11 protein-coding genes are annotated in these 15,592 nt (G+C 51.1%); 4 read left to right on the top strand and 7 right to left on the bottom strand.

Features of this window, described 5'->3' with window-relative positions; all coding sequences use genetic code 11:
* Nucleotide 1: 1 nt before the first annotated feature.
* The 7 genes from Q0796_RS01000 to Q0796_RS01030 form a co-directional block, all read right to left on the bottom strand.
* Nucleotides 2-1,372 carry a MotA/TolQ/ExbB proton channel family protein gene (locus Q0796_RS01000; RefSeq protein ID WP_298439332.1) on the bottom strand — a complete coding sequence of 457 codons (1,371 nt, stop codon included), beginning with the start codon at nt 1,370-1,372 and terminating at the stop codon, nt 2-4.
* Complete coding sequence (locus Q0796_RS01005; RefSeq protein ID WP_298439334.1) at nt 1,372-2,145, bottom strand: DUF3450 domain-containing protein; 774 nt, start codon at nt 2,143-2,145, stop codon at nt 1,372-1,374. Before Q0796_RS01005 ends, Q0796_RS01000 begins: the two co-directional genes overlap by 1 nt.
* Nucleotides 2,146-2,705: 560 nt before the next feature.
* Entirely contained in the window at nt 2,706-2,972 is a 267-nt protein-coding gene (locus Q0796_RS01010; protein ID WP_298439336.1) for a hypothetical protein, read from the bottom strand.
* 59 nt (nt 2,973-3,031) lie between these two features.
* Nucleotides 3,032-5,926 carry a TonB-dependent receptor gene (locus Q0796_RS01015; RefSeq protein WP_298439338.1) on the bottom strand — a complete coding sequence of 965 codons (2,895 nt, stop codon included), beginning with the start codon at nt 5,924-5,926 and terminating at the stop codon, nt 3,032-3,034.
* A 268-nt stretch (nt 5,927-6,194) separates the two neighbouring features.
* Nucleotides 6,195-7,346 (bottom strand): porin, encoded by a 1,152-nt coding sequence (locus tag Q0796_RS01020; protein WP_298439340.1) that lies wholly within the window; start codon nt 7,344-7,346, stop codon nt 6,195-6,197.
* Nucleotides 7,347-7,473: 127 nt separating this feature from the next.
* Nucleotides 7,474-8,454, bottom strand: a complete 981-nt coding sequence (locus Q0796_RS01025; protein ID WP_298439342.1) for a porin — start codon at nt 8,452-8,454, stop codon at nt 7,474-7,476.
* Between the two features lie 443 nt (nt 8,455-8,897).
* Nucleotides 8,898-11,219 (bottom strand): DNA polymerase II, encoded by a 2,322-nt coding sequence (locus Q0796_RS01030; RefSeq protein WP_298439344.1) that lies wholly within the window; start codon nt 11,217-11,219, stop codon nt 8,898-8,900.
* Nucleotides 11,220-11,292: 73 nt separating this feature from the next.
* On the opposite strand from Q0796_RS01030, the gene dinG reads away from it, so the two are divergent.
* From dinG to Q0796_RS01050, 4 genes are read left to right on the top strand one after another with little or no spacing between them, the layout of a single operon-like run.
* Nucleotides 11,293-13,368 carry an ATP-dependent DNA helicase DinG gene (gene dinG, locus Q0796_RS01035; protein ID WP_298439346.1) on the top strand — a complete coding sequence of 692 codons (2,076 nt, stop codon included), beginning with the start codon at nt 11,293-11,295 and terminating at the stop codon, nt 13,366-13,368.
* Between the two features lie 24 nt (nt 13,369-13,392).
* A complete protein-coding gene (locus Q0796_RS01040) occupies nt 13,393-14,166 on the top strand; it encodes a TSUP family transporter (RefSeq protein WP_298439348.1) in 774 nt (257 codons plus the stop codon).
* The gene (locus tag Q0796_RS01045) at nt 14,163-14,786 is read left to right on the top strand and encodes a primosomal replication protein (RefSeq protein WP_298439350.1); all 624 of its coding nucleotides are present in this window, start codon (nt 14,163-14,165) and stop codon (nt 14,784-14,786) included. Before Q0796_RS01040 ends, Q0796_RS01045 begins: the two co-directional genes overlap by 4 nt.
* A 16-nt stretch (nt 14,787-14,802) precedes the next feature.
* Nucleotides 14,803-15,591 carry a DUF2057 domain-containing protein gene (locus Q0796_RS01050; RefSeq protein WP_298439352.1) on the top strand — a complete coding sequence of 263 codons (789 nt, stop codon included), beginning with the start codon at nt 14,803-14,805 and terminating at the stop codon, nt 15,589-15,591.
* The last annotated feature ends 1 nt before the right edge of the window (nt 15,592 follow it).

Here is a 15,592-nt window from a genome sequence, read left to right on the forward strand (position 1 = left end):
ATTATTTGCCTCGCTGTTCAGCGTGAGCAGCAATGATGCCAGTGCTTTGCTTATCCAGTACGTCGGAAACGGCTTTAGCACGACCCGCTACAAACGCGTGCATCAACAACAGTGGCAGGGCAGCAACCAGACCCAATACGGTGGTTACCAATGCCATTGAGATGCCGCCGGCCATAATCTTAGGATCACCAGTACCAAACAGGGTGATGTCCTGGAAGGTTGCGATCATACCGGTTACGGTACCCAACAGACCCAGCATTGGTGCAATCGCGGCCAGAACCTTAATGATGTTTACGCCAGATTCGATCTTTGGAGTCTCTTGCAGGATGGCTTCATCCAGTTTCAGCTCCAAGGTCTCAACGTCAACGTCGCCGGATTCTTTGTACACTTTAATAATGCGACCCAAGGCGTTGTTACGAGGATCTTCCAGGTTCTTCATCTGAGAGCGGATCTTGGCGGACTCGATAGTCAGCGAGTAGATCTTCCACAGAGAAATCAACAGACCAAATGCCAGCAGGCCAGCGATGATCTTACCTACGATGCCACCCGCTTCAAACTGCTCTTGCAGGGTCGCTTTTTGGGTGTAAACCTGCAGCAAACCACCGCGTGACGGATCGATAAACACTTCGGTAACTGCACCAGCAGCCGCGCTTTGGAACGCACCTACGGTAGCGACCTTGTACCCTTCTGGCTGCTTAGGCAGCTGCAAAATGGTGCCAGTGTTTGGGTTAAAGTTCAGGTATTCGCCATTGGCCATCAAAGTGAAAGAACCAACACGGGTTACTTCCATCGCTTCAACGCTGCCAGATGAGTTGGTTACATCCGCAGTAAACTTAACCACCTTGCCGGACTGAGTCATTTCAGTCTGTAGGGAGTACCACAGCTCTTCCAGCTCTTTAATGGTTGGCAGTTCTTTGGCCATGCCCAGTTTCATCATGACATCGTCACGACCAGGGTACTGTGCACTTACCAAAGAGCTGGCCAACTGACCAGACATGTCACCGGAAACCTGACGAACAACACCAAACATTTCGCCCAAATCACCGGTCGCAGTAGCCAAATCGCGGCTTAAGCGGTCAATGCTTTGGTCGTTGTCAGTGAAAGACTTCTGCAAGTCTTTACCGCGTTGTTTTTCAGCAGCCAATGATGACTTAGCACGCTTCAGTAGGGCTTGCTTATCAGCACGCTCAGAAACGAACTCCGCTTCACGCTTCTTGTTCAAGCGAGCTTCGGACTGACGGTCGGTTTTGATTTGGTTCAGCAATTGATCCAGTGTTTGCGCTGCGCTTACTGGAGCTGAATCTGCTGCCAAAGTGGTAGCAGAGAAAGTCATTGCGGCTGCAACTACGGCAGTAGTGATGAGCTTTTTCATTATTCTGCACTCTCCGCGGTTTTAACTGGAACTCGGAACAGATCAGGTGCTGCCTGACGACGCGCCATCTTGATCGCGCTGGATGCATTACGCATTGAGTCTTCTGGCATCGCATTCCAAGTACGGTCTTCGTTATCCCATACCCAAGCTTGCTTCTGATCTACGGATTGCGCTAAGAACACCACGCGACCTAAGTGGAAGAAATCAACCACTTTCTCTTTGCCATCAATGGCCAGAGTGCCTTCGTACGCGTTCATCTTGTTACCGTATTCGTTCTCGATCTGGTAAGCATCCAGAACCAAGCGGTATTTTTCAGAGGTCGACACGTCGGAATCGCCCATGACTTCTTTCAGGCGTTCAACGCGAGCGGTACGCTCTTCAATCTCAAATGGAACATCCAGAGCAACAAATTGCTCTAGCGAGTTGATCATGCTGGTCATCAGCGGCACAACACCTTGCTTGGTGCGTTCGATGCCATTGATCTGATCTTGCAAAGACGCAATGCGCGCTTGTTGATCAGCCACCAGAGTCGCAACGTAATCGTTATAGTGTTTGAGGGTTTCAGTTTCATCCACAACCAGACGGTACTCAAACAGCATGTCTTGAGCTTGATCGTACAGCTTGTTGACTTTCTGTTGAGACTTCGCAGAGTCCTGTTGGATCTGCTTATCGGCGTTTTGGATATCGGTCAGCTTGTCTGCTGCTACAGACATACCGCTTACAGAAAGTGCAATCGCACCAAATACTGCAGAGGCAAGTTTGGTTCTTTTCATCACGGACATAGTTCCCAACCAGTCTTGTTGTGAGCCTAAGCCTCAATCACTACTACTGCGCTATACTCAGTTTCGCGTCGTGGCTAGTCCCGTTTTTTGTTTTTCTGCGCTGTCTCACGTTTCTACGAAAGTACAGGCTTCCGCATCATTCCATAGCGTAACGAGTTGTGTCAAGGATGTTACCTTTGCAACAGCTACTCAAACTTCATTCAAACATCCACAACAACCAAATGGCGTAAAATTAATTTCATTAGATGTTAACCATTTAGAAAAAATAACCCTTCATCTTTCGCGATAAATTAATTATTAAGTTCATTTTACGATCGAGTTAACAACACAAAAAAGTGCATAAAAAATCACCGATGGGCGCATTTGCAGCAGCGAAGTAACGTTCCATTCACATCCGGTACGATTTTATTTTTCGACACCGACATTGCTCAAAATACATTCGAATTATGAAAAAGCCCCCTACTGCTGCAACAAAAAAAGCCCCGAACCAATTTGGCTAAGGACTTCATTTCAGTAGTGGAAGCATTAACTGCAATTTAAATAGCGAAAAACTAACCGCCAATATCGGCCCCAATATTACTTTTTCTAGAATTCATCATCTCTTTTGCACGCTGGGCACTTTCCTCACGCTGGGCGCGTGTCGTGCAGCGACGCTTCGACATGATAGAACCGGTTACCCTTTCCTTTTTACATTTGTATCCGGCTTTATTTTCGACGATCTCTTGCTCTGTTAACTCGGCATCTTCTGCAATATCACTGCTGCTGGCCGCACAACCTGTTAACAACAAACCAAATAGAATGACTGATAATTTCTTCACAATGTTCCCTCGGATAACAAAGGCCAGTCCGAAGACTGGCCTTACTAGCAGACAAAAGCTTAGAACTTCAAGCTCGCGCCGGCGAAGATGTAACGACCCAGAGCATCGTATGTGCCAGGGAAGGTGTTACCGTTACCGATACCAGAAGGAGCGTTACCAATGATTGGCGGCTCTTCATCCAGAAGGTTGTTGATACCTAAGTTCAGAGTCAGGTTATCAGTTGCTTGCCAAGTGGTTTGCAGATCCAAATAAGTTTGCGAATCAATACTAGTAGGGCCGTCGCCTAACTCATCAACTTCACCAACAAAGCGGATTGCTGCAGTAGCATTGACATCCCATGGCGTTACCCAAGTACCGCGCAAGTTAGTGCGCCACTCTGGCGTCGGAGAACCACAAGTTGTGCGGTCCCAGAAGCCTACACACTGATCAGGAGTTGCCTCTGGCGTGTTTTGGATTTCATAAGAATCCAACCAGGTACCTACCAAGTTCAACTTGATATCGCCCATCTCGCCCACAGTAAAGTTGTAGTTCACATCGTAATCAACACCGGTAGTCGATAAGCGACCAATGTTAATGTCGGTAGACAGGATGTTATCTTGGCCAACCCAAAGCGTACCAGTAGTGGCACCACGGTTAACAAGGTCACAGAATTGCTGGTTATTTTCCAAAGCACACTGATCAAGGATGTAACGCTCAGATACGTTACTGATCGCCTTATCTACTTCAATATCGAAGTAATCTAAGGTGATAGCCAGACCTTCAATATATTCAGGGCTGTAAGAGATACCGAAAGAAACGGTATCAGACTCTTCAGGATCCAGATCTGGGTTACCACCAGTAATTGAGTTGTACTGGCCCGCTGGAGAATCCGCAATGCTACCGTATTGCGCCGCAGTTACACCGGTACGAGCACACTGCTCGAAGGTGTACTCAGGGGTCGGACCAGAACATGGATCAGAATCCATGTTGAACAGCCCCAAGGTTTGTGGGCGGAACAGGTCACGAATGTTACCGGCACGAACCGCACGCTGGAAGCTACCACGTACCAACAAGTCTTGAATTGGACGCCAGTCCATTGCGTACTTGTAGGTGTTGGTTTCTTTGTCGGTTGAGTAATCAGAGTAACGGTAAGCTAACTCTAAAGTCAGGCTGTCGGCCATAGCCATATCCTGCACTAGCGGGATAGACACTTCACCGAAGATCTCTTTAACGTTAAAGCTACCTTCTACCCCAGCAGTTGGGCCACCTTGACCAGCACCATCACCAGAAGTGAATCCTGAATCAGGTTCTAACAACAAGCTTTCGTTACGGTATTCCAGACCAACGGCCAAGCCAACACCATCAGATGCCGTTGGCAGAACAACACCGGCGCTAGTCAAATCACCGGTTACGATACCAGCAACTTGGATAGATTCCGTTTCACCACGTGAGTACAGAGGCTTAACTAAGTAATCAATCGCTTCTTGGGTAACACCGCCTTCTTGGAAGATATTCCAAGGCACACAGTTTGGATCGCTCCCATCAACCACGGATTGACACACAGCGTTGCCATCGGCATCAGCAACAACATTCAATGCGCGGCCAATGTTGGTGATGGATAATTCGTTGCGGTAAGTTTCAACGTAGGAAACGGTGCCGTAGTTGAAGAATGCATCGTAAGACCAATCGTCGTTGATCAAACCACGGGCACCAAAGACACCGCGCCATGAAGTGTGACGTAAGTCATCTTGACGAGGGCCACCCTCAACATTACGACGACCAATAAAAGCGTTCTGGCTATCATCAACAGTCAACCCATCATCGAAACAGATAGCTTGTCGCTGCTGATCTGACATCAATGGGTTATCACAGTTCAAAGAGTCCGTTACAAAGAACGCACCAGAAGGAGCGATCTGGGCAACAGAGCGATCATCCATGAACATAACTTCAGAATACAGTTCAACGTATTCGTTAAGTTCGTACTTACCAATTGCACCCAAAGTCATGCGCTCATCTGGACGCTGGAAGTAGTTCAGTGGGCCATAGTTGTACTGGGTGCCGTTACGGTCAACGAACTCGTCGCCAGCAACCATGAAATCAAAGCTATTACCATTAACGGCTGCACCGAAATCAGTAAATCGGCCTTCTGGAATCGTGGATGAACCACCACAAACCACACCGCCATCAGCTGAAGGGAACAAAGCACAGGCACTGTAATCGCGGTTAGACTGAGACACCGCATCAATGTCACGGTAGCTACCGTACATCGCTACGTTACCACGACCATCCGCAGTATTTGCACCCAGCATAAAGGTAAAATCGTTGGTGTAACCGTCGGTTACGTTGCCACTTGGTTTGGCAAAGCCGTTATCGTCAAGTAAGCCTTGGATGGTGCCATTATCGTTATCGTGCTGATAAAAGCTGTACTGATAATCGAACTGGAAACCTTCGAAGTCATCTTTAAGAATAAAGTTAACAACACCGGCAACAGCGTCAGAACCGTAGGTTGCCGAGGCACCACCGGTTAACACTTCGATTCGTTCCACAAATGCAGCAGGGATTTGGTTAACATCAGCGCCAATACCACCAGCAGCAGGCGAACCTGAAGGCAGACGACGACCGTTTACCAGCACCAAGGTACGAGTTGAACCTAAGCCACGTAAATCAACAGTTGCAGTACCAGTCGCGCCATTTGCTAAGCCAGAAGTCTGACCGGCAAAAATTTGCGGCATATCATTCAAGAAATCTTCAATTCGGGTAATACCCGTTGCTTTAATTTCTTCGGCAGTAATTACGGCTACAGGACTAGAGCCTTCCATGTCTACGCGTTTAATACGCGAGCCGGTTACTTCGATACGTTCTACTTCATCCCCTTCGGCTGCAAAAGCAACGGGGGCAGTGGTCATAGCGGCCGTTGTGGCGCCGGCAATCAGCGCAAAACGCACAGCCTTAGACACTGTATTGGTGTTAAGCATGTTTATCTCCCTGGACACATTTATTTGTGTTTTATTTCCTTGCCCCAGTGACCACTTCACACTGAGGTAGTGTTGGGTTGAACCCAATCTGTCACGTCCAGATGTAATCAGATCGACAACCCACAATCAACCCTTTCGCAACAATTGATTTACAATTGAGGCGCAACTTAGCTACACAAGGAAAGATCCAGCGATCAGCAGGGGGGAATAAAAAAAGCCCAACATCAGGCAATGTGGGCTTTTGGAAGGGAAGTGTTGAGAGGATTATTCAGAAAATAAAGCGAACGCCAGTGCCATATACGTTTTGCTCGTCTTCCTTATTAACGCCAATCTCGCTGTTGTCGATTTTAACCTCTGCAAAGAACAAAGTGCCTTCACCCCAGAAATAATGAATTCCGGTAACATAAAGTTCACGTTTGAATTTGCCGTTCGCTTGCTCGTAACTGCGATCATCAGATTGCAGCGAGTTAATCCCAGCCACCAGCGATAACCCATGCTGATTGGTCCACGCCAGCATCATTTCGCTGCCATGACCATCAAAGCCGCGGTTATTGCTGTCCAGCTCGTGGCCTTCAGAGCGCGCATGAGAGATCACCCCAAACCAACCTGGCTGATAAAGCTTGCCGTACATCAATGTGCCAACCATTGCCGCATCTTCGTCGTCTATGCCCATCTGATTTGGGTCTAAATCGCCGCGATTGACTGCCAGCCCCGCATACCAAAGCCCTGATTGATAGCTAATTTTAGCGCCCCAGCTGTCATCGTATTGCACCTGCAAATCTTGCAGCTCAATGAAGTCTGTACACTCTGGCGGCGGCATGGCCACCTCGCACTCTTCTGGTAAAAAGGCGCCCACGCTGTCTTCGGTGCGGGCTTGATATTGCAGCCCTATTTTTAGGTTGCCCCACTGCTGGCGATATTGCAGCGCTGAATCTGCCCGGCCAGTGCCGGATAAACCGCCATCGGTGTTGAAGTTATAGATCCCCAACGCCAAGCCACCGGTAACAAAAAAGTTATCGGTAAAGCCGGCCACGTCGGAGTAAACCGACCACTGTTTGCCCGCCGAGAAACGGCCGTATTGAGGGTGAGTAAAGGCAACGTAACCAAGGCGGTTAAAGAGAAACTGGCCTTCGCGCCCCGCTTGCAGCGAATCGCCATTCAGGCTGATGCTGTCGCCCCGATCCACCAGATTGAAGCCCCATTCCAGTTTCGATTCGGCGTGCCAGTTGCCGGTTAACTTACGCTGAAACTGCAGATTAAGGCGGGAGGAACTGTCCACCAGTTGATTGTCGCTGTCGCTATTCACCAGTGCCAATCCGGCCCAGCCACCAATGGCCAACGAATTGGTGCCGTCATCGTAAATCGACGCCGCCGACAGCGGCAGGCTAGAACACAAGACTATGGCTGCAAACACACGCATCAGATCGCTCCTTGGTAGGTAAATACCTTCGAAGCGTAGTTAACAGAATGCCGTTATTCCCTGTTTTATAGACAAAAAAAACCACCGCCCTTAGGCAGTGGTTTTAGGTGTTGCGTTTAAACTTCGATTAGAAGTATACGCGAGCACCGATAACAGCAGTGCTGTTGTCTTCGCTGTACTTGTCTTCCAGATCCGCTTCGTAACCACCGTAAACGGTCAGGTTTTTCGCTACTGGGTAAGCTGCGATGAAAGCAGCAGTTTCCAGATCAACTTCAGAAGAGTTGTCGTCTTCTACGGTTTCGTAGTTCACAGACAGGTTCAGACCGTTGCTGTAAGCGTAAGAAACAACTGCGTCGTAAGCTACAGCGTCAGCGTAGCCGCCGAATACGTTTTCAGAGGTAGAGTAGTTACCTGCTACGTACAAGCCTTTGCCCCAAGAACCGTACTTCAGGGAGATTGCATCAACGTCATGGTCAACGCCGTCTACTTCACCAGTAGATTGTGCGTAACCAACGGTAGCACCCATCAGCTCGTAAGAGATAGCAAATGCAGTACGTGCATCGTACATGCCTGCTGCTTCTTCGTTATCGCCCTGCCATTGCAGGCCAATGTTCAGCTTACCAGCGTTACCTAGGTCAACGCCTTTACGGTAAGTGATAGCGCGCTCTGCACGGGCAATACCCAGAGCGGTGTGGTCGGTGTACAAGTAATCGTTACCGAACTGGATAGGCATATCTGCTACGCCAGCCACGTCGATGAATACGCCCCACTGTTGACCAGCGCGAACCAGACCGTACTTTTCAGATTTCAGGCCGATGTAACCCAGACGTTCACCAAACAGGTCACCTTCCTGCTCAACGAAATCCATGCTCCATTCCATTTTGGCTTCAACAGACAGATCGTCGTTGATGGCACGGTTGAATGCGAAGTTAATACGACCGGAGTTGTCGGTTACTTTGGTGTCGCCGTTTTTAACGTCGCGCAGTTCTACCGTAGCGTGGCCGCCCAGAGAAACGCTGTTCGCGCCGTCATTGTACAGTTCAACAGCAGAAGCAGAGGTTGCCATCATCAGAGCCGGAATAGCGGCTGCAAGCAGAGTTTTTTTCATTGGAATTGCCTAACCAAATCGAGCATAAAAATTCTTTACTGTTCCCTATCGATTCCATGGGAACTTTTGAGTACGTCCGTGGACTGATTTGGACAGTAACAAAGGCGAGGCAGTGGCAAAGCGAGGAAGTTCACACTTTTTTGTATCGAGACAACACTTTCGTCATTAAAGAACAGTGAGGCAACAGCAAAAACAACCAAATTTAACAGCAAAATTACAATCAATCACTTTTGGATACACTCGTGCAAGCTGCGGGACATCAAGCATTACAAAATTAATGGCGACAACCTGAACAATCGCCGAGTTGCGCTTAATTTTTGAGCAAAAGAGAAAAGAGAATACACAAGTGTAATTAAACGAACTGTTCTTTCTGGTGCACATTAACGCAAAATCACGCCAGCCAAGACGTAAAAGCGCAAGAATTCACACCCGTGATCCCGACACTAAAAGCCCAACCCCAATTGATTTGAGAGCAGCTGATCGAAGCTGTCATTGCTCAGCGCCAGAATAGGTTCCACGATCGGTCGGATCTGCTTATCGATGTAATGCTGATGATCCAAGGGCAGCGCTTGCTGTTCGTAGGCCACGGCACCGTGGGCGGTGATCCCATAACGAATGGTGCTGCCTTTGCGGTACTTTTGCTGGCCACAGGCGAGATTGGCTTGGGTGGCCGCATGCACATGGGGGGCATTGGCTTGATAATCGGCCAACGGCCGCCGCAGCCGTTTCTTATAAATCAGCTTGCTGTCGTGCTGGCCATCTTGCACTTGGCTGACTAAGGCTTTAATTAGGGGCTTGATCGGCTGATTGGCAAACCAGGCTCGATACAGCTGTTGTTGAAATTCCCGCGCCAGTGGCGTCCAGTCGCTGCGAACGGTTTCCATCCCTTTAAAGACCAGCTCGGTCTTGTTGTTCTGCTCAATTACGCCCACATAACGTTTTTTGCTGCCCTTTTCTGAACCGCGGATCGTCGGCATAAAGAAGTGGCGATAATGGCTTTCGTATTCCAATTCAAGGGCACTCTCTAGCCCAAGCTGCTGCAGCTGTTGGCGCCAATTGTCGTTTACCATCTTCACCAGCTGCGGGCCAATGGCCTGCGCCTGCTGCGGCGTAAGCTGATCGCCCACGTGAACAAAGGTGGAATCGGTGTCGCCGTAGATCACCCGATAGCCCTTGGCTTCTATCCACGCTCGGGTTTGTTTCATGATTTGGTGGCCCCGCAACGTAATCGAACTGGCCAGATGGGGATGGTGAAAACGGCAGCCCCCTGCCCCCAACACGCCATAGAATGAGTTCATCAAAATTTTAATCGCCTGCGACAGCGGCTGATCCTTGGCTTGCTTGGCCAGTTCTCGCTGCTGCGCCAGCTCGGCCACAATTTCGGGCAACCGGTGTTGTTGGCGATGAAAGTAAGCGCCGCGAAAGCCTTCAACTCGATCTTGGGGCGGAGCGACTGCGCCGCTCACCATTCCCATCGGATCAATCAAAAAAGAGCGAATAATTGAGGGATAAAGGCTTTTAAAGTCGAGCACCAAGACGTTTTGAAAACGGCCGGGCACCGAATCCATCACGTAGCCACCGGGGCTGGGCTCGATATCGGTATCCAACAGATCGGGGGCAACAAAACCGGCACGGTGCAGCAGCGGCAGATAGCGAAAGGTAAAGGCCGCCACCGAGCCGCCAAGGCGATCCAGCTCAATACCGGTGATTTGCCCCCGCGCCAACACAAATTCCAACAATTTGGTTTTGGCGAAGATCCGCCACACCAACTCGCAATCTTTCAGGTTGTAATGCGCCAGCGCCGGTTTGTTGTGGTGAAAGTTGTGTTCAATTTCGTCCATGCGATTGGCGCTGTCGTCGCAGACTTTGCCTTCACCCAGCAGCTCAAACGCGACATTATCTAACGCAAAACTGTCGAAGTGGTAAAAGGCCGCCCGCAACCACTCGATCCCATCCAGCACCAAACGGCCACTGATGTTGCATTCTCGCCCTGGCCCTGCCCGCTCTTGCCAGCGCGGTTCACTGCCATCGCGGCCAAGGCTTAAACGCAAACGGTGTACGGCGGCGCGGCGCTGCAATAACGCCAAATCAAAGCTGGCCACCGCCCACCCAATGATGCCGTCGGGATCAAAGCGTTCAAACCAATCAAGCACGCCATGCAATAACGCCGCTTCATCGGCAACATAATGCAGGTAATCTGGGCTCGGCTGCTGAGTTGGCTGCCCCACCATCAGCACCCGTTTATCGGCGTCGCTATAAAAGCCGACGCTGTACAACACCCCATCACGGCTGCATTCGATGTCCAGCGACACCAATTTAGGTTGATGGTTTGGTGCACCGGGCTTGGCGGCCACTATCTGGTTGTCTTGGCTGCGGACGGTCATGGCACCACGCACAAAGCGTTCCATTAAGAAGCGATCGCAGCTGCGGATATCCGCTTCTAACAAGGGCCAGCCCATGCTTTGGCCGTGCTGTTTTAGCTTCTGCCACAGCGACTGCTGATACACGTACAGCCCCAACACCGGCTGCAATTGGAAGTTTTGCGCGGCAATAGGCTTAAGCTGCCAGCCTTTATGGTTGGCTAAAAACTGCCGCCACAGGGATTCATGCTGCGCCAAGATAAAGGCTTGCCATGGCTGCGATGGGGCAACCACGCAGTGGGGCTGCTGTTCGCCACTGAGCCAATACACCAGCTCTAAGCCGGTGGCCGTTGCCCGTTGTTCGCGGCCAAGCAGCCAGCCATCAATAATTACTTCGTTTTGCATCTGCCTATTGTCATTAACCACTGTTAATATGTACAGCCATATTCCCGCTCCCCTAGAGAAACTCGGATCGCCAATGCTCAGTGACAAAGTCAAACACGCCACCCGCACTGCTTATAACAACGTTGCTGAGGCGATCCCGAACTTTGTCCGCCGCAAAGAGCAGAACTATCTGATCGCGGAAATTGCCAAAACCTTTGCCGGCAGTTACGACAAAGAGCGGCGCATTGTGGTGTGCCAAGCGGGCACCGGTACCGGCAAATCCCTCGCCTACGCCTTGGGTGCCCTGCCGCTGGCGTTGGCGCAGGGAAAAAAGATCTGCATCTCAACCGCTACCGTGGCGCTGCAAGAGCAGCTGGTGAACAAAGATCTGCCCATGTTAATGCGCCACAGCGGCCTTGATTTCAAATATGGCTTGGCAAAAGGTCGCCAGCGTTACGTGTGCCTGTCTAAGTTGGAACTGCTGGCTGGGGAAGTGCCGGCGGATCAACAGGCGCTGTTTGAAACCAAACCCGCCGATGGCGACGTGAAGATGTTGCAGCGGTTGCACCATGCCTATCACGAGGGCAAATGGGACGGCGAAGTGGATGCCGTGCCGGAACCCGTGCCAGATTATTTGTGGAGTCAGATCGCCTCGGATAAGCACAGCTGCAATCGACAGCTACCTGCGCACCGCCAATGCCCGTTTCACAAAAGCCGCGACAACATGGACAGCTGGGACGTGTTGATCATCAACCACAGCTTGCTGATGGCGGATCTGGAACTTGGCGGTGGGGTGATCCTGCCGGATCCCGACAGCATGTATTACGTCTTGGATGAAGCCCACCACTTGCCCACGGTGGCACGGGATTTTTCGGCCGCTAATGCACAGCTCAAGGGCTCGGTTGAAACCCTCAACAAGCTAGAGAAACTGGCGCACAAGTTAGCGCGAGAGCTGGCCTCGGATAAAGCGGCGGTGCTGGCCACGGATCTGTCCGAGGAGATCAGCAACCAAAATGAAGGGATCGGCCACCTGCAATCGTTTTGCGACAACAACCTGCAACTGTTCAATAACGAAGATCTGCGCCACCGATTTAGTGGCGGGGTGCTGCCAGAGGCGATAGTGACGTTGGCGGAAAACCTGTTTCGTTCCTCCAGCGAATCGATGAAGAAACTGGGCAAGCTGCAACAGATGCTGATGGAAGCGATCAAAGATGGCGAGCTGAAAAGCCATAAAGCGGAACCGTTGGTTGCTGAGGTTGGCTTTTCGATGCAGCGACTTGAGGGGCAAAACTGCACCTGGATGATGCTGACTAAACCCGTACCAGAGCGGGGCGCGCCACAAGCCCGCTGGATTGAAAAGTTGGAAGGCAAACGCGACGATTTTTTGATCTGCGCTTCGCCAATTGAGATCGGCTTTATGCTGGAAGACATGCTGTGGAGCAAAGCCGCCGGGGTGGCATTGATGTCGGCCACCTTAATGGCGCTGGGCAGCTTCGATCATTACCGTCATCAAGTGGGGCTTCGCAGTGACGACGGCACCCGCTTTATCAACCTGCCCTCGCCGTTTAATTATCAAGAAAACGCCACGTTGTTTATCCCCAAGATGGCCGTAGAGCCGAGCCACGATGATTTTAGCGATGAACTGAATAAGCGGATCCCCGAACTGCTGGACGAGCAACAAGCCAGTTTGGTGTTGTTTACCTCTTACCGACAGATGGAATCCGTGGCCGATTCGCTGCGGCGCTTTAAGCGCCTGCCGGTGCTGGTGCAAGGGGAAGCGCCGCGACAGGAGATCATCGATCAACACAAGGCGCGCATCGATGCGGGTAAGCCATCGATCTTATTTGGCACCAGCAGTTTCTCGGAAGGGATGGATCTGCCCGGCGACTACCTAACCAACTTGATCATTACTCGATTGCCGTTTTCGGTGCCCACTTCGCCCGTGGATCAAGCCCACGCCGAATACGTTAAAGCCCGTGGCGGCAACCCGTTCTTGCAGCTAACGGTGCCAGAGGCCGCAAAAAAACTGGTGCAAGCCTGTGGCCGCTTACTGCGTAACGAACAGGATTATGGCAGGATCACCATCCTCGACCGCCGTTTGGTGAGCAAACGGTACGGCAGTTCGTTACTTGACTCTCTGCCTGATTATCGCCGACATATCGAATATTGAGCCTGGCTCAGAAGGAGTAATACCGTGGAGCTGGCTCTCTCATTAGATGTAATTTTGGCGTTGGCAGCGGTGGCCTTTGCCGCCGGTTTTGTTGATGCCATCGCCGGTGGTGGTGGGCTATTAACCATCCCGGCGTTAATGACCGCCGGATTGCCGCCCCATATGGCACTGGGCACCAATAAATTGGCCGCCAGCTTTGGCAGCGCCATTGCCGGCTGGACCTTCTATCGCAAGCAACTGTTCACCCCCTCTTTTTGGAAGCGATCCGTTCTCGCGACCTTTATTGGCGCCGCCCTTGGCACCTTGGTGGTCAGTGCGGTAAGCGTGGCGTGGCTGGATCGGCTGTTGCCGCTGCTGATTATGGTTATTGCGCTGTACACCCTGTGCAGTAAAAGCCCAAACGAAGATCAACACCAGCTGCCCAAACGCACCGTCAAAATCCTTCGCACCCAATGGTGGCAAGGCCTGAGCATCGGCTTCTACGATGGGTTTGCCGGCCCCGGCACCGGCGCCTTTTGGGTGGTGTCGAATATGGTGCTGTACAAAATGAGCATTTTGCTAAGCTCTGGCTTAGCCCGCTGCATGAACTTTGTCAGCAACGCCACCTCATTGGGGTTCTTTATCGGCTTAGGCTATGTGGATTTTGGCATTGGCATCACCATGGGCTCGGCCTTAATGGCGGGCGCTTGGCTTGGGGCCCATTCCGCCATCCGCTTTGGCGGCCGCTTTATCCGACCGGTATTTATTACCGTGGTTTTGATCATCGCCGCCAAACTGGCATGGGAAGCCTGGTTATGAAAAACCCACAGCTGCAACAACTGAAGCAAAAACTGGCGCAACTGGAACAACAGGTGCAATTTCACGACGCGCAATTGTCGGCCAGCGATAAAAAATGGCTAAACAACCGCAGCCGTTTTCACGATCAGCTGTTTGATCAGCAAGGGGCAACCTTAGGCGGATGTTTAACGGTGCTGAATAAAGATCTTAAACAGATAGAGCAGATGCTGTCGCTTGGGGTCAAAGGCGATGCACTGGATCTGGCTTGCCAACGGTTCAGTAATCGCTTTGAAGCGGTACTGCAAGCCATTGCCAACACCCCCACGGTTGCCCGTGGTTTGCAGCAAACGGCACGGCGTCGCAGTCACAAGCGCGGCGACAGCCAGTACCAATGGATCGCCCGTTCGGTGATGAATTCCAGCCACCAACTTTATGACGAACTTCGCAAACATCAAAATTGGGACAACCAATTACAGCAGAAGATCGCTCAGCTGGAACAAAATCTTGACATTTATCAAGGTAAAGACAAAATCGAACAGCAAAATATTATCTTGCAAACCCACCAACGGCTGGGCAAATGCCGCCAAGCGATCAGCTACATAGAACAACGCATTGCGTGGCTAGAAAAAGGCCGCGATTAAACTATTTGGAGCCCCAATGAAAAAGGCACTTGCTACCGCCATGCTGGTGATCTCACCGATCACCTTGGCTGGCACCTTAACCATCCCGCAAGAATTTGAATTCATCGCTATTAACGGCAAAAGCGTCAGCTCCTCTTTGTTTAGCCACAACGATGAAGAAGCGTTGATCGACGGCAACAATAAGATTGCTCTGCAGTACAAAGATCTGATCCGCGAAGAGATCGGCGATGGCCACGTAAAAGTAAAGTCGGCCCCGTTTGTGATCAGCTTTCACGCCAGCGACGACATCGACTACCGCCTAAAAACGGCGATAGAGATTGCTGATCAAGAGCAAGCCGAAGCGTTTGCCAAGCAGCCACAACTGCACGTAACCACCAGCCAAGGCGCTGCGGTCGAATTTACACTGGAGATGTCTGACAGCCACGAGCGCGGGATCTTCAATCAGCTGATGGGCCAATACCCGAACGCCGAAGCCAGCTCTGTTGCCGCCACCGGTGGCGCTGCAGCAGCGGCCACACAGGCACCGGCAGCACAGATGGCTCAAGCCACCGCCCCTGTTGTGGTTGCCCCTGCACCAACGGTTGCCAACCAACCACACAGCATGCTGCAGTACTGGTGGCAAGAGGCCGACAGTGCCACTCGCAACGCCTTTACCGGTTGGGCAGTGCAGCACTTGGTGAGCCAAGATGCGCCGCAGCAGAGCAACAGCGATAACCAAACGCAAAACATGCTGCACTACTGGTTTATCAAAGCCGACCAACAGACTCGTAAAACCTTTATGAGCTGGGCCATCCAAAACCTGTAAT

This window comes from uncultured Ferrimonas sp. (assembly GCF_947489035.1).
Classification (GTDB): domain Bacteria; phylum Pseudomonadota; class Gammaproteobacteria; order Enterobacterales; family Shewanellaceae; genus Ferrimonas.

Coding starts and splice junctions, on each gene's coding strand:
- Q0796_RS01045 (WP_298439350.1), top strand. CDS start 14,163: ATGAAAAACCCACAGCTGCAACAACTGAAGCAAAAACTGGCGCAACTG.
- Q0796_RS01015 (WP_298439338.1), bottom strand. CDS start 5,926: ATGCTTAACACCAATACAGTGTCTAAGGCTGTGCGTTTTGCGCTGATT.
- Q0796_RS01005 (WP_298439334.1), bottom strand. CDS start 2,145: ATGAAAAGAACCAAACTTGCCTCTGCAGTATTTGGTGCGATTGCACTT.
- Q0796_RS01025 (WP_298439342.1), bottom strand. CDS start 8,454: ATGAAAAAAACTCTGCTTGCAGCCGCTATTCCGGCTCTGATGATGGCA.
- dinG (WP_298439346.1), top strand. CDS start 11,293: ATGCTCAGTGACAAAGTCAAACACGCCACCCGCACTGCTTATAACAAC.
- Q0796_RS01030 (WP_298439344.1), bottom strand. CDS start 11,219: ATGCAAAACGAAGTAATTATTGATGGCTGGCTGCTTGGCCGCGAACAA.
- Q0796_RS01050 (WP_298439352.1), top strand. CDS start 14,803: ATGAAAAAGGCACTTGCTACCGCCATGCTGGTGATCTCACCGATCACC.
- Q0796_RS01000 (WP_298439332.1), bottom strand. CDS start 1,372: ATGAAAAAGCTCATCACTACTGCCGTAGTTGCAGCCGCAATGACTTTC.
- Q0796_RS01020 (WP_298439340.1), bottom strand. CDS start 7,346: ATGCGTGTGTTTGCAGCCATAGTCTTGTGTTCTAGCCTGCCGCTGTCG.